General features: G+C 42.2%; 17 protein-coding genes. 5 read left to right on the forward strand and 12 right to left on the reverse strand.

Going from position 1 to position 18,221, the window contains the following annotated elements; genetic code table 11:
* Nucleotides 1-84 precede the first annotated feature (84 nt).
* From AC2CZC_RS22960 to AC2CZC_RS22970, 3 genes are all read right to left on the reverse strand, one after another.
* A complete protein-coding gene (locus AC2CZC_RS22960) occupies nucleotides 85-717 on the reverse strand; it encodes a LysR substrate-binding domain-containing protein (RefSeq protein WP_484585588.1) in 633 nt (210 codons plus the stop codon).
* Nucleotides 718-748: 31 nt separating this feature from the next.
* A protein-coding gene (locus AC2CZC_RS22965; protein ID WP_484584823.1) for an IS630 family transposase occupies nucleotides 749-1,715 on the reverse strand; the annotation gives its coding sequence in 2 pieces (ribosomal slippage) (nucleotides 749-1,315 and nucleotides 1,317-1,715; 966 coding nt in all).
* Nucleotides 1,716-1,814: 99 nt separating this feature from the next.
* On the reverse strand, nucleotides 1,815-2,117 hold the full coding sequence (locus tag AC2CZC_RS22970) for a LysR family transcriptional regulator (RefSeq protein WP_484585589.1): 303 nt from the start codon (nucleotides 2,115-2,117) through the stop codon (nucleotides 1,815-1,817).
* Nucleotides 2,118-2,215: 98 nt separating this feature from the next.
* On the opposite strand from AC2CZC_RS22970, the gene AC2CZC_RS22975 reads away from it, so the two are divergent.
* Nucleotides 2,216-2,698: a GNAT family N-acetyltransferase gene (locus AC2CZC_RS22975; RefSeq protein WP_484585590.1), complete on the forward strand. Its 483-nt coding sequence runs from the start codon at nucleotides 2,216-2,218 to the stop codon at nucleotides 2,696-2,698.
* Here AC2CZC_RS22975 and AC2CZC_RS22980 read toward each other — a convergent pair.
* The 3 genes from AC2CZC_RS22980 to AC2CZC_RS22990 all read right to left on the reverse strand — a co-directional run bounded on the left by AC2CZC_RS22980 (nucleotide 2,695) and on the right by AC2CZC_RS22990 (nucleotide 4,514).
* Nucleotides 2,695-3,189, reverse strand: a complete 495-nt coding sequence (locus tag AC2CZC_RS22980; RefSeq protein ID WP_484585591.1) for a hypothetical protein — start codon at nucleotides 3,187-3,189, stop codon at nucleotides 2,695-2,697. The genes AC2CZC_RS22975 and AC2CZC_RS22980 overlap by 4 nt on opposite strands.
* Before the next feature lie 266 nt (nucleotides 3,190-3,455).
* Nucleotides 3,456-3,839 carry a hypothetical protein gene (locus AC2CZC_RS22985; protein WP_484585592.1) on the reverse strand — a complete coding sequence of 128 codons (384 nt, stop codon included), beginning with the start codon at nucleotides 3,837-3,839 and terminating at the stop codon, nucleotides 3,456-3,458.
* 108 nt (nucleotides 3,840-3,947) lie between these two features.
* A complete protein-coding gene (locus AC2CZC_RS22990; RefSeq protein ID WP_484585593.1) occupies nucleotides 3,948-4,514 on the reverse strand; it encodes a uracil-DNA glycosylase family protein in 567 nt (188 codons plus the stop codon).
* Between the two features lie 320 nt (nucleotides 4,515-4,834).
* On the opposite strand from AC2CZC_RS22990, the gene AC2CZC_RS22995 reads away from it, so the two are divergent.
* Genes AC2CZC_RS22995 through AC2CZC_RS23005 form a run of 3 tightly spaced genes read left to right on the forward strand, consistent with a single transcriptional unit; the run spans nucleotide 4,835 to nucleotide 7,052 of the window.
* Complete coding sequence (locus AC2CZC_RS22995) at nucleotides 4,835-5,134, forward strand: hypothetical protein (RefSeq protein WP_484585594.1); 300 nt, start codon at nucleotides 4,835-4,837, stop codon at nucleotides 5,132-5,134.
* Nucleotides 5,131-6,720 (forward strand): PepSY-associated TM helix domain-containing protein, encoded by a 1,590-nt coding sequence (locus AC2CZC_RS23000; RefSeq protein WP_484585595.1) that lies wholly within the window; start codon nucleotides 5,131-5,133, stop codon nucleotides 6,718-6,720. The genes AC2CZC_RS22995 and AC2CZC_RS23000 overlap by 4 nt, the downstream gene beginning before the upstream one ends.
* Nucleotides 6,717-7,052 (forward strand): DUF3325 domain-containing protein, encoded by a 336-nt coding sequence (locus tag AC2CZC_RS23005; protein WP_484585596.1) that lies wholly within the window; start codon nucleotides 6,717-6,719, stop codon nucleotides 7,050-7,052. Before AC2CZC_RS23000 ends, AC2CZC_RS23005 begins: the two co-directional genes overlap by 4 nt.
* A 688-nt stretch (nucleotides 7,053-7,740) precedes the next feature.
* Here the strand turns inward: AC2CZC_RS23005 and AC2CZC_RS23010 are convergent.
* From AC2CZC_RS23010 to AC2CZC_RS23020, 3 genes are all read right to left on the reverse strand, one after another.
* Nucleotides 7,741-9,393, reverse strand: a complete 1,653-nt coding sequence (locus AC2CZC_RS23010) for a hypothetical protein (RefSeq protein ID WP_484585767.1) — start codon at nucleotides 9,391-9,393, stop codon at nucleotides 7,741-7,743.
* Between the two features lie 62 nt (nucleotides 9,394-9,455).
* Nucleotides 9,456-11,297, reverse strand: coding sequence for an alkaline phosphatase PhoX (locus tag AC2CZC_RS23015; protein WP_484585597.1), 1,842 nt, complete (start codon nucleotides 11,295-11,297; stop codon nucleotides 9,456-9,458).
* 143 nt (nucleotides 11,298-11,440) lie between these two features.
* Nucleotides 11,441-11,980, reverse strand: coding sequence for a lipocalin family protein (locus tag AC2CZC_RS23020; protein WP_484585768.1), 540 nt, complete (start codon nucleotides 11,978-11,980; stop codon nucleotides 11,441-11,443).
* A 131-nt stretch (nucleotides 11,981-12,111) separates the two neighbouring features.
* Between AC2CZC_RS23020 and AC2CZC_RS23025 the strand changes: the two genes are divergently transcribed.
* Nucleotides 12,112-12,654, forward strand: coding sequence for a DUF6942 family protein (locus tag AC2CZC_RS23025; RefSeq protein WP_484585598.1), 543 nt, complete (start codon nucleotides 12,112-12,114; stop codon nucleotides 12,652-12,654).
* A 3-nt stretch (nucleotides 12,655-12,657) separates the two neighbouring features.
* Here AC2CZC_RS23025 and AC2CZC_RS23030 read toward each other — a convergent pair whose 3' ends face one another.
* Genes AC2CZC_RS23030 through AC2CZC_RS23040 form a run of 3 tightly spaced genes read right to left on the reverse strand, consistent with a single transcriptional unit; the run spans nucleotide 12,658 to nucleotide 18,208 of the window.
* On the reverse strand, nucleotides 12,658-13,326 hold the full coding sequence (locus tag AC2CZC_RS23030; RefSeq protein ID WP_484585599.1) for a class I SAM-dependent methyltransferase: 669 nt from the start codon (nucleotides 13,324-13,326) through the stop codon (nucleotides 12,658-12,660).
* An 11-nt stretch (nucleotides 13,327-13,337) separates the two neighbouring features.
* The gene (locus tag AC2CZC_RS23035) at nucleotides 13,338-16,991 is read right to left on the reverse strand and encodes an AAA family ATPase (RefSeq protein ID WP_484585600.1); all 3,654 of its coding nucleotides are present in this window, start codon (nucleotides 16,989-16,991) and stop codon (nucleotides 13,338-13,340) included.
* Nucleotides 16,988-18,208: an exonuclease SbcCD subunit D gene (locus AC2CZC_RS23040; protein WP_484585601.1), complete on the reverse strand. Its 1,221-nt coding sequence runs from the start codon at nucleotides 18,206-18,208 to the stop codon at nucleotides 16,988-16,990. The genes AC2CZC_RS23035 and AC2CZC_RS23040 overlap by 4 nt, the downstream gene beginning before the upstream one ends.
* Nucleotides 18,209-18,221 lie beyond the last annotated feature (13 nt).

An 18,221-nucleotide genomic window follows, 5' to 3' on the forward strand; every position in this document is an offset into this window, starting at 1 on the left:
ATTGTTCACTTCATCTTAGACAATTTACCACCCATTCATTTGTGTGAAATATAACCGAACAGATGCTTTCAAACGCATTTGCGACTATTTAGACCCTGTCTGCAAATCAAAAAATTGGCAAAACTGCGCTATAAACCAACATAACTTAGGATCTTTTTGACGCGTTTTATGCCAGTATAGCTTCACTCGATAATTCGGCACGTTTACAGGCGGCTGGTGAACTGATAAATGATGCATGTTGGCGGCGTGTTCAGCATATTTAGCTGGTAATGTCAGTAGCCAGTCTGTGCCGGATAATAGTGCGGGCGTAGCGAGCATATGAGGCGTCGCCAATACAAGCTTGCGGGACTTTTTAGATTGCGCCAACGTTTGGTCAACAATGCCTCGCGTTTCGTTCCAAGGGGCAATCAGCACGTGGGGCTTAGATAAAAACAAGTGCAGCGGCAGCTGATGGGGCAGGGCTTGGTTCCTGCAGCTTAACGTAACATAAGATCCTTCAAACCAGTTGAGCTGCGCTAGGCTTTCAAGTGTCTCTTGTTGATGCTCAAAGCCACACACCAGATCCAACTTACACTCTTTTAATGCCTGGACTGGGATCCGCTCTTCTAATTGATTAATCTGAACTGACAGGTTGCGATATTGGCTTAACAAATCACTCAAAAATGGTTTCAAACACCACGCGGTGTAGTCAGTTGCAGCAAGCGTTAAACGCTCCACCTGCGAGGGGTCATACCATTCCGCATAAAGATTAAATCAGCTTTATCCATTCACGACTGCACATTTTCTTAACTCGTTCAGGTATTGAAATAAATTGATTCCAAGCTTTTGAAACTTCGTCAACTATTTCTACATAGCCCGAAAATATTCTATTGGATAAGCAATGTTGCCTTATCCAGCTCCATACTTGTTCTATTGGATTTAACTCAGGTGAGTAAGGGGGAAGCTTTATTAGCGTTAAGTTGCTGAATTCTGACGCAGTATCATGTGTATGCCAGCCTGCGCCATCTATTATCACTACTGCATGCCTACCAATTGGTGTAGCTTGTGATATTTGACGCATGTGCTGCGTCATCGCTTCTTTATTTACGAATGGACTTACTAGCGCTTCTGTTTGGCCCGTGGCAGGACATACTGCACCAAATAAATACCCGTATTCAAACTGTTGTTGTTTCACAATCCTTGGCCGAGTACCCGTCTTAGCCCAAATGCGTGTAGTCGGATTTTGCTGGCCAAATCGAGCTTCATCCTGAAACCATACGTCGATACGATCAAGAGGTAAGTGTCCTGGTGTGTGAAGGATCGTTTCCAGTTGGAAGTTTTTTAAAAGCTTCTTGGCTTTGTAATGACTGCTTAGGGTGTTTTGAACGACTTGTGATCCAACTAAAGCCAAGCTGCTTTAGGATTTTATAGACATGATTTAAGTGGTAATGAACACCAAATTCACTGCTAATGTAATGCACAATGTCCTCACCGGTTAGACGGCCACCTTGAAGCTCCGTGTTTGTGCGTTTAATAAATTCAGACAGTTGATCAAGCTGAGACTGTTGCAGTCTGGATGGACGTCCTTGAATAGGCTTATTGTCTAAGCCATCGAGCCCATGCTCTAGGTAACTAGAGACCCATTTATTAACACTACTCCGTGCTATATTAAGGCGTTTTGCAATGTCGGTTCTGCTATGACCTTCATAAAATAATGACACAGCAAGTAATCGCATACGTTTACGTGCGTTGGGTTCTTTTCGAGAAAGCGCTAAAAACTGTTCAGATATACTTGGGTTCAACGTTATTTAGTCTGTAATTTTATATGCTCTATATTAGATCAGATATTTAAGCGGATTGGTATCAAACGGCTTTGATTCTTGTAATCCAGATATAATCGCTTCAAATGCAGGTAATACGTCCGTTGCCAACTTATTCGCAAAGTCTGTGGCCAACATTTGATTGTTCTCTCTGACAAACAGTTCATCTTTAAGACTTGTGCGAAGACGAGTCAATGCATGGCTACATGCAGATTGACTCATATGTAAAATACTGGCCGTTTGTGTTACTGAGCCTGTTTGATACAAAACAGCAAATAGTTTGAGTAGATTTAAATCTATATTTGGTATGTTTTCCATGTAAATAATGCATGTGGCAAGTGCAAACTATGCACTTTATTCATGTATAACTTAACAGTACACTGATAAACAACTAAGTCAAATAGGGATTAACAACCATGAGTATTTCTATCCGTCCTGCAAAGATCCAAGATGCAGGCACTATTTTGCACTTCATCAATGAATTAGCAATTTATGAAAAAGAACCTGATGCGGTTAAAAACACTGTGCAAGATATCGAACAGAAACTTTTTGGTGATGACGTAAGAGCACACGCGCTTATTTGCGAGCAAGATGGGGAAGCCATTGGCTTCGCCGTCTACTTCTTTAACTATTCAACATGGTTGGGGAAATACGGCTTATATCTTGAGGATTTATACGTTACACAAGATAAACGAGGCGCAGGTGCCGGCAAAGCCATCATGAAACACCTAGCTCAAACCGCCATACAAAAAGACTGTGGCCGCTTTGAGTGGGTCGTTTTAGATTGGAACAAGCCTGCCATCGACTTTTATCAAAGTATAGGCGCAGAACCGCAAGATGAGTGGATCATTTATCGACTTACAGGCCAAGCGCTTAAAGACTTTGCAGAGCAACCTTAAACATCCACATATTTATGTTGCATTGCTTTGAGCTCTGGCGGCAAAGCAATGCCTTCGCGCTCAGCGATAGTAAACATCGCTCGCTGAATAAATCCACCATAGATATTGCCATCACTGTCAGTGATCTGCCAATCTTCAATATCTTTTAACTGGCATACATAGTTATGCGCCATTTTACCTTCATGTGTAATAGGCGGAGTGACTAAAAAAACACTCACTTCATTTCCATTAATTGCCTCTACATGCGCACCTAAGTGCTCAATCACACCGCCATCACTCTCAAAGCCAAGCTTGACGAAAGCATCATTTGGATACTTTAGAAACAATGCTAAAAACTCATCTAACGTAGCTTTAGCAAGCTCTACCGCTTCTAACACTAATGGATCATTTGGGTCAGTCTCAAGTGGCGGAAAATCTTGAGACTCAGAGCTATAGCGGTTGTGTAACCAGAAACCAGCCAAAACAACCACCACGATTAACCCCCAATACATATTTCCCCCTTGGCCTCTAATCAAGATAAGTAAGACTCTATCAACATAAATGATAGCCTTACAATCCTAGTTTAGGACAAGTTTGATCTAAGGTAATGTTTGTAGCGCATCGACTGAGTAGACAAGACCAATACAGGACTGTTTTATAGTGTCACTGCATCAACTTCCAAAAACGCACATAAAAGTTACAATTCAATGTAAACAAATGCAAAAATTAGAATTTTCACATCCCTTTACAATAAAAATATTAATGTTTGAACACAGCTTTAAGCCGCTCGTTTATGTGCTCGCTTAGACTCTTTTCTGCGTATTGAATTTCCCAATAAATCTTCTCTGCTTACTAAAAATCCACATATGGTGCTCACAACAATGTATATCCCGTACATTGATCCAATATAGACCCAATCATTTTCACTGGTAAGCAGAGAGATATTCGTTCCATCATTCACAAATAACACATTCACGATAGATAAAGAGAATACAGCACGATAATAAAGCGAATGCCCTAGATGGCTTGCAAATGCAGACACTAACAGTGCAAATAAACACAAATAAAATCCAATAACGGAATTTGCACCCGGTTGGTAACTAGGATAGATGGCAAAAATCGAAATCAATACCGAGATCCATCCCGATAGATGATAAATCATTATCAGTTCCTTTGAATTAAAATGTTATTTTTTGTAAACCAAAGTACTTGGCGATTATGGTAGATGTACAACAAATTCGCAACTCCTTTGAGATGACTCACACTAAGTTTAACTCATTAAAATGTCTGAGACGCGATTTTTTAATGCAGGAATTGCATTTATCTCAAACCATGGGTTTCGTTTAAGCCAATGATGGTTTCGTGGGCTTGGGTGCGGTAATGGGATCTGGGTTGGCATATAGCTTTGCCATTGCTGCACTGTATCAGTCACATTGTTAAAACTGTCTAAATGGTATGCCTGCGCATACTGACCTATCAAAACCGTCAGTTGGATATGATTAAATTCAGACAGTACTTTTTCCCGCCATGTTTTAGCACAAAGTTTGGGGGGCGCTTTATCTCCACTTTTCCCCTTCCCAGGGTAACAAAATGCCATGGGAACAATGGCAAATAGCGCAGGATCATAAAACTGCTGTTCAGTCACGCCTAACCAAGATCTTAGTTTTTTGCCACTTGCATCGTTAAAAGGTTTACCTGTTTTGTGCACTGTCAAGCTGGGGGCTTGGCCCGCAATCAATATCTTCGCATTTTTGCTACCTTGAATAACTGGCGAAGGTATATGGTTAAAGTCTGCTTGGCACAAACGACAAGCGGTAATGTCATCAAGTAATGTCATAATTCAACTTTCATGAACCAAAAAGGCTGACTAGTTATTGCTTTAATAGACCGGATAAATCAGAAAGTAATTCAATCAGCTGAAAATTTTTCCAATTAGATTAAAAATGCTCGCCATTTGCAATGGTAAAATAAACCATTCTAAAAGAATAAACATTACCAATAAATTAATTTTTTTTCTCTTTCTTGTAGCTAAAGCTTTAACGCTTTTCTTTAAACCTGAATCATTGTGCATTTAGCGCATTTAATAATGATAATTACTGTTATTTGCAAAACTATTCGTAGATAATCACTGATCTGATAAAAAAATTTAGGAACGTTATGTCACAAGCCGATAATGCTTTGACTTTTCAATACAGGTTGAGCGTTGTGTCCCGATTTTGCGCGGCAATTTTGGGCGGTTACTTTTTTACAGCCTACTGTATTTCACTGTTAAGCCTCCTGCTTCCAACCAGTAAAGTAGATGCCGTTTTATACAGTGTTTGTCTTAGCATCTTAATTTATAGCTGTGTATTTATTGCTGCTTTTGCCGCTCGCTCTTTAATCAAGGTTTGGGCAGCTTTAATTATTAGCACCGGCGTCATTGCGCTGCTCACCAATTTTTTTCAGGGAAGTATATGAAAGATAGTTTTTTTCGATCAATGACTTGGCTTCACACTTGGGTTGGTCTTTTGCTATGTTGGCTATTATTTTTAATTTTCTTTGCTGGCACGATTAGCTTCTTTCGACACGAAATTAGTTTATGGAATCAACCTGCTGTTCACAAGATTGAGCAACCCAAAGTTGAACAAGCTATATTAATTAATACTGGCTTGGATTACTTACAAAACAAAGCACCTGACGCAAACAGATGGTGGATAGGGCTTCCTTCACCAAGGCAACCTGAAGTACATGTATCTCATCGCCATAGCCAGCCCGATGGACAAAGAGACAAATGGATAGATGAGCAGCTAGATCCAAATACACTGGATCCAGTTGAAGGGATGGTAGAAACTCGAGGCGGTAACTTTTTCTATCGATTACATTTCGATTTACACTATATGGACCGCAAACTCGCCCGCTGGTTAGTCTGTTTAGCATCGCTCTTTATGCTCATCGCACTCATCTCCGGCATTGTGATCCATAAACGTATCTTCAAAGACTTATTCCAATTTAGACCACAAAAAGGCGTAAGAGCATGGCTTGATGCACACAACTTATCATCAGTACTGGCGTTACCTTTTCACCTTATGATCACCTATACAGGATTGGTCACTTTGATATTTATGCTATTCCCAGATCCAGCAAATACACTATACGAAGATGGTGTAAAAGGGTTTAGAGCGGACTTTTATCCAGAACGTCAGCGTATCGAACAATCAGAGCAAGCGCTGAACTCACCCGCTTTCGATGCCGCATTTGCACACTTTCATCAAAACTGGCCGGAGCAAAAAATAAAGCGCGTGATCGTTGACCACCCAAGTAGTATCAGTGCAACAATCAAAATTTATGGTGACAATGGCACTTTAATTCGTGATGAATACCCGTATTGGCAATATTCTGCGGCCTCAGGTGAACTGATAAAAACAGCGCGTCTTGATCCAACTGGTGGTGAAATAATGTATGGAGGCATGATTGCAGTGCATAGCGGCAGACTTGCTCACCCAGGCCTGCGTTGGTTGTATTTTATTTGTGGTATTGCGGGCTGCGTAATGATTGCCACCGGCTGTATTATGTGGGCTCAACGCATAAGAGAGCGCTTAAAACCAAATCAATCACCAAGCTTTGGGCTCAAATTAGTAGAGGCGTTAAACTTAGGCACGATAATGGGCTTGCCACTGGCAACTGCTGGGTTTTTCTACGCAAATAGGCTTTTGCCAGCCGATATCGCAGGCCGAGCAGATAAAGAAATACTCGCTTTCTTTTTAATTTGGCTCGTTTGTGCAGTAGTAGCAGGGCTTTGGCGCACTAAACGCGCATGGCAAGGTTTCGCTTATTTGAATGCGATAGTCTGGCTATTACTACCAATTTGCAATGCGCTTACAACAAATGGCAATCTAGTCACCTATTTGATGGATAGCAAATGGATTTTAGCAAGCTTTGACCTTGTATTTTTAGCGACTTCAGCGGTGTTTTTCTTCCAAGGAAACAAGCTCGGTATTAAAGCAAATTCGGTCAAGTCAACTAATCGCCAAAAACGTCCCGCAGGTAAGGAGCAAAAAGCATGATCTACAGCTTAGCCACCCTTCTGTGTTTCAGTGCGTTTTATGGATTTGCAATGGCTAAAACCGCTCACTATAAAAGTGTGTTTGGTGTTCGCCCAAATCAAACCATAACCCAGCGTTTTACCTATGGTGCCTGGATCATTATTTTACTAAGCTTTGTCATTAACCTATCACAATCAATCGGCTACGGCAGCTTAATGTTCTGTGGGCAGATGGCACTCTCTGTACTCGTGATCTCATTGAGCATGACATATAAGGCAAAGTGGTTAAGATCACTATTTTACTTACTTCCCACTTTAACAAGTCTTTTAACCATACTAACTATCATTAGTTAGTGCTGTTCGGCGGCTGATATATCAATTATCAGCCGCTCAGATCATCATTTTACTAGCTTTCTTTGGACAACCTCGCTTTCGTTACCTATTTCGACCTATTCACATCCGATTTAGTTAGTAAAAATATGATCTATGATTCAATGAAAGCATCACCAGCTAGTAAAAAACTGATCCCAACCATCAATCGCACATAAAAAGTTAGTAAAAACCTGATCTAAGAAAAGTTGACTTGATAAAAATGTGATCTCTCATTTATAGAACGGCAGGTAAGTTAGTAAATTCGTGATCTATGGGACTATACAGAGGGCAACAATATATTGAAAACTGTTGGTTTTCTTCTACTTAATAGATAAATGAATAGATTAAGTAGGCTGAGTTAGTAAAAATTTGATCCCAATTATAATAAGTCAGATTTTTACCAAGTTACCTGCGGCTAAGTTAGTAAAAATATGATCTCTTCGACTTTAACTTAGTAAAATTGTGATCTCCAGGTACTAAAAGCCTATAATTAAAGAAAATACACCTTGAAAAGTAAGTAAGAGAGCTCACTATTATGTATTGAGCCCCAGCTTAACCAATCAGTAAGTAAAATCATGATCTCATGGTGAAATCGCCACTTGATACATCAAAGAAACGTCGCTGATTCAATTTCATATGACGCTCTTTGATATCTTCAATCTAAAAACCATTAATTTTTAGACCAATCTAGCTGCATATCCCATTTAAATTGCTTGTCTTGTTGCAGTGGAGCTTGTGAATCATCTACGTTCTGCAATACATTTTTCGCTTTTACAAGCGTTGCATCACGACCAAAGAGATAACTTTGCTCTCTCACAATGGTTAAATACGCTTTGTTTAAAGCCAGTGCACGTTCCTTTGAAGGCGTTATTAACTCGTAAAGGTTAACTGCCTTTTGTACTTTTTCCATATCAACCTTGCCGCCGGTAAACCACTTTTTAAGCATCTCTTGGTTTTGACGAAACTCATCACCGCCGCCAACTCGGGACATATATGTCAAAAACTCACCGTGCTCTTCACCTACATTTGGCACATCTTTTTGCGTTTTTAGATTGATGTACCCCCAACCAGCAGCACCTTCAACCTTGCGAGCAAACGAAAATGTTTGGTCATACGTTGCCCCCACAGTCTTATGACAACCATTACAAAATGCCAATTCTTGAGCATGTTGAGGGCGCAGCTCACCACGGCTGTCCTCTATGTAACCATTAATCATCCAACCAAATGTGTTATTTACGCCTTTATCGCCCACATAAAGTGTCACAGGGAGCTTTTCAAATTCCTTTTCTTTTGCTTCTCGGTAATAAGAGCCTGCGATTTCTCTTTTTGATTTAAAGTTATGCTTTCTCATATAACGTAACTCTTTGAGCCGAGGTGCATTATAAATTTTACCGTGTTCATCAACGCCCAAATAACGTACCGTGTGCAAAAACTCCGTGCCTTCTGGGTAGAGCATATGCACTAATTCCGTTTCTGTGTCTCCGATATAATGTGCTTGCTTCACTATGCGAGTAATATCACTGAGCTTGCCATCTCCATTCAAATCTTGACCAACAGCATGCTCTGAAATTCGCGGTACAGAAATGGCCTCCAAACCTTTCACGGCCAATTCGGTCAGGCTCAAATTCGCCAGATAGATATCCCGACTATAAAGGCCATCTTTGGTTTGAAAGCCGCGTGGGAGCCTAATCATCACGTCCCCTGTTGAACCATTTGTTGGCCAAAATGTACTTGGAAAAGGCTTATAATTAAATGCAACCCAACCACTGCCGTCGCGGGCAAATCCCAACTCGTCAAAGGCTTTCTCTGGAAACGCCAAATTCTTAAGTGGCGTTACTTCACCACGCCAGTCACTGCGCTTGATCATTTTTGTTATAAAAGGTGTGTAGTTATCCTGCTCGATCCAGTTAGTAATTTCTTGATCTGAGATCCCATTAATCAAATCCGTACGGTCGATAAACAGGTTCTTCCAATGGTTTTTTAAACCGAGATCTGAAAACGCATAATCACCTTGTAAATCTCCATCTTTCATCACATTAGGTCGCGTTTTGTCATCATGATATGACTGGTGGCAGGCATAACATGGGTTGTTTACTCCGTCAGTCTTGGTATAACACTGTGGCGGTATCACAGACTCGGGGTTATAGACTTCTTGATGTTCAATATACGCCATTGCAGGGATATCATCCCCTTGTTTATATGGCGTGAGGTGACTGACTTGCTTAGTGTCGGTTGGTAAAATTTTGTTCTGTCCAAGCGGCTCAGTGCAGCCGCTCAACACGATGGTCAAAGCGAGTGTGGAAATAAGTAATGGGTATTGCATTTGTATGACTTCCATTTTTAATGCCAAAAAAGCGGTGCAAAGCACCGCATAGTCGTTAATTTTTATTCTGATTTTGGGTCATACATCCATAATGTATTGTTGTATTTCCAATCTGCACTGTGATCTTCACCAATCAATATGCGTCCATCGCGCATAACAATCACATTGTCTGGCTGCGCCAGTAAACTTGCGTCACAACGCTCACTTTCATCCAGTGAAGAACGATAAGTTGACCCCATTACCACAGGTTCAATGCGCGTAAGGCTGTAGTTGTTATCAATATGGGCGCGATAAACGCCACCACAGCTTTTTACACGATCAGACAATTGAATATCGCCTTCACCATCAATCATGGTCTTATTGATATCAGCAATACCTATGTATAAGTAGGCTTTTTCTACGACTTCGCCTTTAACCACGTCTTGACCTGACACGGCTTCAAGCACACGGTCATGATTGATTGCCAAACCTTCAAGCTTACGCCATTCGGCAGTTGCACCTTTAAGACGTGCAGCTTGACGTGACTCTAAAAATGCTACTCGGTCATCCATTGGCTTGCCAGCAGTAACTGGAGAGCCACCTTCCTCAGCGGTCGGATAAGTTTGCTTATCATCAGCCCATGCTTGTACGTCAGCCATAGCAATATAATTCGTTTTACCTTCCACATATTCATCAGGTGTTATGCCATCATACTCTTCAATCCATTCAAGTATTGTTGCATTTGTGCCAGAAGCAATTTCCACCCACTCGATATCAAACCCAGTCACAGCGGGGTCGTTTAATCCTTTATCTTGGGTCAATTTTGCACCATATAAGGTACCAGCGCTTAAATCTTTCGCTGTATCTGCAACAAACTTAAATAGCACACCACCCGTATCATCTTGCGAGGAGTAAACCGTGCGACTGTCAGGCATCACAACCGCGTTTTCATGTTCGTAGCGACCGATAGTGTAGTGCTTCTCAACAACAGGATTATCTGATAATGGTGATTTAACTTCTGCGATATAGCCATAGCGGTATGGGTTTGGTGATTCCGGCGCTAAAAACTCTCTAAATTGCGTTAAGCGTGAATTTACCTCTGGCGCATTCCATTCAGGGTTTGTCGTCGTATCCACTTCTGAATTTACGATCCACTCTTCTGATGTCAAAGGTGTATCCCATGGAGATACCGAACCGAAGCAATTCGCTGCGGTGCCTTTGACAGCGTCAAAATCCAACATCATGGCTTCTTCTACATTCCACTTACCACTATCACTTTTCGACATTTTTAAACGGCTCATACCACCAGGATAATCTTCCCAGTTGGTAAATAGATAACCTGTCGTTTCAGACTCAAAAATGAAACCGTTAAAATCTGGCATATCATTTTTGATGATTTCATCACCAGAAGTCATACCGTAAATGACGCCTAAACCGCCAGCTAAACCTTTATCGCCAAGATCTAAAAAGGTATCTCCCGTCTGGCCCAGTATTTGGTATTGGCCAATTGCAGTGACCACAGTTTGCTTTTCGAAGTCAGATGAATGAAGGGGGGCATCAGCCAAATTGCGCGGTAATTCATTGAAATTCACCCCAGTAAGCACACCGACAGTGCCTGTATTAAATGGGCGTTTGTTAAAGTCATCTTCAGCGGCATTGCTATCGCTTGGATGCTGAGCATTAAAGAATAGATCCCCTTGCTCAGTTAAAAATATTCCCGTTACCTCTGAGCCAGATGGTACAGTGGCAATACGCACCAAGCCAGCCCCTGTATTTAGATCCGGCTGAGCATTTTTACCATCCACCCCATTTTCGCCAACAGTACCTTGATCCCCTTGAACACCAGGTGCACCATCATCACCATCACATGCTGTTAATGCCACAGTGACGGCCACGGCAATTAACGAATAGGCTATGCGCTTCATTTTTATTACTCCGAATTATTTGTTGCTACATTGGGTTTTTATAAGCGCAACTAGCCTGAACGGAAGTAATGACAAATAAGTTTATGAAATATTAATCTTTTTGGTCAAAAGAAAGACTCTATTAATATGACTGTAAAGGGGGCTTACAGTGAACTAATGCTGTGATGTTCCATATAAATTAGCGCGTCGACGTCATAACCAAGTTTCAAGGCTGTCTTTTGAAAGTCTTTCAAAACAGCATTAGATACTTGTGGTGTGCGAGACAATAGCCACAAATAGTCTTTGTCATAACTTGTCACATAAGCGTATTGATAGTCTGCTTCGTCTAATTTAAAAACAACATAACTACCATAAAACGGACCGAAAAAAGACACTTTTAAATGACCTATATCTTGCTCAGATACAAACTTAGCCACACCATCAGCCTGCTTCCATGTTTGCTCGGCAGTCACATAACCTCTGTTAACAACACCAACACTGCCATCTTGATTTAAAGTATATGTTGCAGTCACATTTTGCATGCCACGCTCAAAGCGGTGATCGAGGCGCGCAATTTCGTACCAAGTGCCTTGATAACGCTGCAGATCAAAGTTTTTTACCGGTACAACCCCTTCGGGTAAACCAGTACATGCTGTTAAAGCCACAAGAGCCACCAACACACATGCTTTTGCAAAGTACTGTATTTTCAAAACGCTGTACTCCTATATTGGTAAATAGACTGATACAATTAAATATTGTGGTCTATACGGCCACTGAGTGCCAAACGATCTATCTGCTGGCAGAATATTAAGTTGTTGAAACTACTTGGCAGTTCATGAAAATACTAACTCATGGTTTTGGCGCGTCAGCGGGCATTTTAGCTGTATACGTCGAAAATAAACCTAATCTCATAGAATACAAAAACCTTAATGAAGTCATACCATTACGTCAGGGTGAGATCGACTATATTAATCAGGAGTGCGGTAATGGATGGCGAAAGCTGTTCAATGTATATAGTAAATTTCTCTCTGAGTTAAGTCATCCAGATCATGATTTTACTAAGGAAGAGAAAAACACGCTCACATGGCAAGCATATAGAGATAAAAGCTTACTGCAAGCCGAATCACAAGAAGCTCTGCTGTTTTCTCCGCCAGATCTGGGCCAAGACAACTACCAGTGGCACATCATTGCAGGGCGAACATATGCTAAAAAGCTCATCAGGGATCACGATTTTACCCACTCAATGGTCTGGTTAGATGAAGAATTTGCCATTGATAAGGTAAGCAGAATCATCGTGTGCCCGTATTTTGATTATCGCCAGCTCAGCAATATCAAGATCACCAAGCTGGTCGAATTAATTAGGGCACATACGCCTTAATCACTATCCTTTTGCAATGGCATGGGCACTAAAACCAAGTGCCTTAAAATAAAGGGTAGGGGAGCAAAACCCAGTAAGACTTGTCAGTTCATGCAGTCTTGCACCACTTATAGGGTAAAAGGCTTCTTGGAATTGATGACGCATCGTTTGCGCCCCAACTTCTGTCAGCCCAAGCTCCTTCTGACAATAATGTAGCTGTGCCGCGCGTTCAAAGTCGGTATCAGGCTGCATCAAATCAGCTAAAAACAATTGCCCACCGGCACGCAAATTCAAGCCAATTTGCTTTAATAGCTCAGCTTTATCGCCATTATCCTTTACAAAATGAAGTACTAATAAGCATAAAGCTGCATCTGCTTGATAGATTGCATCTTTAATTGGACCAAGATGAATAGTGACTCTGTCACTCAACCCCAAGTTAGTAAAATTTTGATCTGCGATAGCGAGCATATCCGCAGAAATATCTTGCGCAATAAACTGCCAGCCAGCATTATGCTTTGCCAGCTCAATAATGTCCTTGCCTGTGCCTGCACCAATAACCAGTATGGTTGCATCTTGATCTAACGTCACACTCAGCTGTGCTGCAGTCGTATGATGCAGCAGCTCATAGCCTGGCACCAATTTACCAATGCGTTTATCGTAACTGAGCGCTTCATCACCTGTGAATGTAGGCATATATTTCCTCTTTAACTTTCCTTTGTTGTCACGGTAGAGTATCCACCGGACTGCTTTTTAATCCTAATTTGTGTCGCAACACGTTCTGTCATTTGAGCCACATGAGAGATAACTCCGACCTTTCGACCCTGTGACTGTAAGGCATCCAGTGCATCCAATGCCACACTCAATGTCTCTGGGTCGAGTGTGCCAAACCCTTCATCGATAAATAAAGAATTGATTTTCACTTGGTTTGATGACAGAGATGCTAGCCCTAGCGCCAACGCCAGAGAGACTAGGAATGATTCTCCACCAGATAGGGTATTCACGCTACGCTGCTCATCGGCCATATCACGATCGATAATGGCTATTTCCAATGACTGACCAATTACAGTCAGACGATAACGCCGCGACAAGCTCATTAAATGATGATTGGCATAATGCAGTAGGATTTTTAGCGTTTGTGTTTGCGCTAAATTACGCATAGTTTTGCCTGTTGCATCCCCTAGTAAACGATTAAGTAAGTGCCAATGCTCATAGTCAGCTTGCATTTGTACTAGCTCACCTTGCTGAGACTGTAACTTTTGCATATTGTTTTGATGAGTTTGCAGCGCTACCGAAACTGTCACCATTTCAGTTTGCAACTGATTATGCTGCGCATTGAGTGCGTCTAAAGCTGTGACTATTTCCGACTGTGCATGTTCAGGTTTGCCACTCTCTGTATGCTCCGCCAAATTCTGCTTTACATGCGCTAACTGTGACTTTGCGTTATCGCGCTGTTGTTCTAATAATTTTGCCTGTTCGATTAATGGCATCCATAACTCAGGCAGCCAAGCGAGTAACTCATCGACTAATACTTCAGTCAGAGTAGGGTATTGAAGTTGAGTTTGCGCCAACCAATCTGTAAAGCGAGTGTGGTTGTCAGCTAGGTTAGCCTCATATTCTTTTATCTGCTGGATAAGATGTGCTTGACGTAAAGCCTGCTCATCACGCACCTTATTTAAACGAGTAAGCTCATCTTTATGCGTTTGGAGTTGTTGCTGCGCCAAAGAAACACCTTGGTGTAGTTGCTGACTCCATTGCTCTGGCGTTGTTTCAAGTGCCAGCAATGCACCGCGCTGAATTTGCGCTTGATCGCGTAGCTGCTGATATTGACTAAGCTGTTCGTTAAAGCTGCTTAATTGCTGTAAAGCCTTATCAAGCAGTGCTTGAGTGGTGCTCTGCTGAGGTAAACATTGCTCGATATCTTTGACTATTTGCGCACGCTTATCTTGCAGCGCCATCACAGCATTCACTTGCTCACACAAGTGCTGCACTGCGGTATCCGCAGAGTGAGTCAGCTGAGATAACCACGCCTCATTGCCATAGACTTCAGAAATTCGTAGCGTCAACTTCTCACAAGTCTGCCCTAATTCATTGCTTCTTTGTGTTAATGTGGCTTGTGATTGCTCAATTGACTGAAGTTGCTGCTGATACTGTTGCAAAGTACTTCGCTGCTGCTGAAGCTGCTGCTGATTCTGCTGTAGTAATTGCCATTTATGCTGTTGAGATTTACTCAGTTCGCTGTAAAGGGCGAGGTTGTTATCAATCTGCACAAGCTGCTGCGCGTGTTGCTTAGCATCGCGAAGTGACTCAGGTAGTTCATCAAGCAAGGTTTGATTAACTTTCTGCTTGTTTAATATCTGCGCTTTTTGTTGCAGCGCGGCTTGCAGCTGTCCATTTATTTGCTCTAAGTTAGACACCACTTCATGATAACGGGCTTGCGTTTGCTGACGCGCCTTTTCTGCACTGTGATACTGGCCTTGAAAGTCTCGGATCAATTGCTGCCAATGGCTATCGATATGATCTACACGATAAGGGTGCTCGGTCGCACCACACACCATGCATTCTTTGCCATGCTCTAACTGTCCGCGCAATGCACTTATGTTGTCACTTGCACGCAATTTAACCTGATGTAAGTTTTCTTGGGTTAAATTCAACTGCTGACGAGTAAGTTCATCTTGATGCTCTGCATCTTTTCTCTGAGCCTCCGCACTGTGCTGTTGATGCCTCAAACCATCAAGGTGTGCCTGTAACTGCAGTAGTTCATCACTCAATACTCGCTGCTGCTCTAAAGCTTGTTGCGCCTTATTGAGTTGTGACTTCTGAAATTGCAATTTTTCGTAGTCCAATTCACTCAAGCTATGCTGTAATTGATTCACTTCAGCCTGCATTGAATTAACATGTTGCTCAACCTGACTGCATTGGGGCTGCGCTTCCATAACAGCTTGCTTCGCAGCTTGATATTGCGAGCCCAAGGCAGATTGCTCGGCCTGTAATTCATTTCTGTCATGGTGCGCACGTAAATACTGTTGCAGTACTTCGTAAGTTTGAGGCCAAGATGCACACAGCGATATCAACTGTGGCGATTCTGACAATTGCTTATCCACCAGTGTTTTCTCAGCATCAAACGCTGTAAGTTGTGATTTCAGTGTTTGAAGTGTATGAGCATACTGTTGCTCCAACCGTTTTTGCTGAGCGACCTGTGCTTCAAATTGCTCACAAAGTGTCGCATTTTCATTGCGCACTTTATCAAGCTCTCTCACTTTAGTAATATCAGGCTCATGTTGTTTCAATGCAACTTGTGCAAGAGATAATTGCTCATTGCTGGCTTTTAGGGCAGATTCTTGAACCGAGATCTCGCTGTGGAAATCCTGCGCAGCCAAAGCGCTCAGATCAGATTGGGCACGCACTATATTAGCCTGAAATTGCTTAGCCTGAGTACGGTTATCAGCGATTTGCTGAGTCAGTTGTGCCAGCTGTGCACGTTTGAACTCATCACTGCGGCTAGCCAGCGCCGCGTCTTGTTCTTCGACGCTACTCGACAAAACAGTCAATTGCTGTTCTAGCTTGGTTTTTGCCGTGTACCAACCTAGATGCTGTTCGAGCGTTTTTACTTGTGATTGTAACTGACTTTGCTGTTGCTGTAGCTCAGCTAAAGATTGCTGCTTTTGGGCAAGCGCCTCTTCACTGAGTAGCTCAATATCACCAAGCTTTTGCTTAAACAAAGCAAGCGCTTCAGACTTTTGCTTATGAAACTCAAAAATGGTTTTGCCAACTCGGCTAAACTGCTCAGTCGCAGTCAGACACTCCAGCAACTGAGCGCGCTCATCCGCATTCGCCTTTAAAAAAGCAGCAAAGTCGTGCTGAGCTAGTAGCACCGCTCGGGTAAACTGTTCAAAATTCAACCCTATTAATTGTAATAGCTTTTGCTTTGCGTTGGATTTTTGCGCCAGTACCTGATCAGCAGCGGCATCCAGTAACACTAATTCTGCTTCTTTAATTCGCCCATCTACTTTATTGCGGGCACGAGCTACTTGCCAACGCGCAGTATATTGCTCACCATCTTGGGCGACAAATCCGACTTGCGCATAACCTGACACTGTCCCTCTTCGTAATAAATGTCTAGGGTCACTCAGTTTGATTTCATCGCCATTAAAAGCGACCTTGTTTTTTGAGTCTGATTTTAATCTCGCCGTTTTACCGTAAAACGCCAGACAGATGGCATCTAACAGGGTACTTTTACCAGCTCCAGTTTCACCTGTGATGGCAAACAAACCCGTATTTTTCAAAGGAGGAGCGTTAAAGTCGATACGCGCTTCTGGCAAAGAGGCTAAGTTTTTAACCTCAATAGTAAGGATCCTCATAGTTCTCCTTGCTCATTTAATGCAACTAATACCGTCTCTAAACATGCTTGTAATTCTTGTGGCAATGCAGATTCCTTATCTATTTGTTCTTTGTATGCCAACTCTAATAAAGTAAACGGTGCGAGGTCATTCACTTTACTTAAGTCCTCAAACAGTGGCGTATTCTCATTATCTGTCGCCTGCGAGACACGCTCTATACCGCAAAAATGGACGCGTTTATCAGCCAGAGCTTGTTCTATTTTGTGACGAAATTGACTGTCAGTTTCGTTAGCATTCAAACGCAACCTTAAATAAGGCTTAGGTTCTGCTCCCTCTGCTGGTAACTCCAAGTCTTCAATCGCTTGACAAAGCGCTTGCAAAGTCGCGCCGCCTTTTTCTGGTAATAAAATGACATCCTTGTGTCTTGGCACATATCTTGGTGTTATCTCAGTGATTTGCTTACCAGAAAATTCAACCAGCAGTATCTGATGCTTATAGTTGCGCTCAGAAAACGACATCGGGAAAGGTGTACCGCTGTAACGTATTGCCTCATTGTTTGCGACTTTTTGTGCTTTATGCAGGTGACCAAGGGCCACATAGTCAGGCGTGTCTCCAAACACATCAGCATGAATCGAATCAAAGCCACCAATGGTAATATTGCGCTCAGAGTCCATTGAAATATCCCCACCTTTTGCATGTAGGTGACCTAAAGTGACCACAGGAAGCGACTTATCGCTTATCTGCTCATACGCAGACAGGTAAGCCTGCTGCACTGCTTGTGCGTAACCAGAGTCGTCGCCGTCAACTTGAGTCATATCGGCACTGCGCAAAAAAGGCATCGCGACAACTTGAACCGCACCACAACGCGTGTGGATCAGTTTAACCACCTCTTCTGGTGCATGTTTGTCATATTTACCGACTACATGGGTATCAAACTGTTGTAGCAATGGTTTCGCTGTTTCAATGCGATTGGCAGAATCATGATTGCCCGCAATAATGACGATATGCAAATGAGGGGAGGTTGTTTTGACAAGCTTGATGAACGCATATAACTGTTGCTCAGCTGTCGCTGGAGGCGTTGCTGTATGATAAATATCGCCACTAATAACCAACAGATCAGCATCAACTTCAACTAACTCTTGGATGAGCCAGTTTAAAAAAGCCTGATGCTCTTCATAGCGATTATGTTCATAAAATTGCTGACCGAGATGCCAGTCTGATGTGTGTACAACTTTCATACAGCGTTCCTTT

Source organism: Pseudoalteromonas sp. MMG033 (assembly GCF_057197785.1).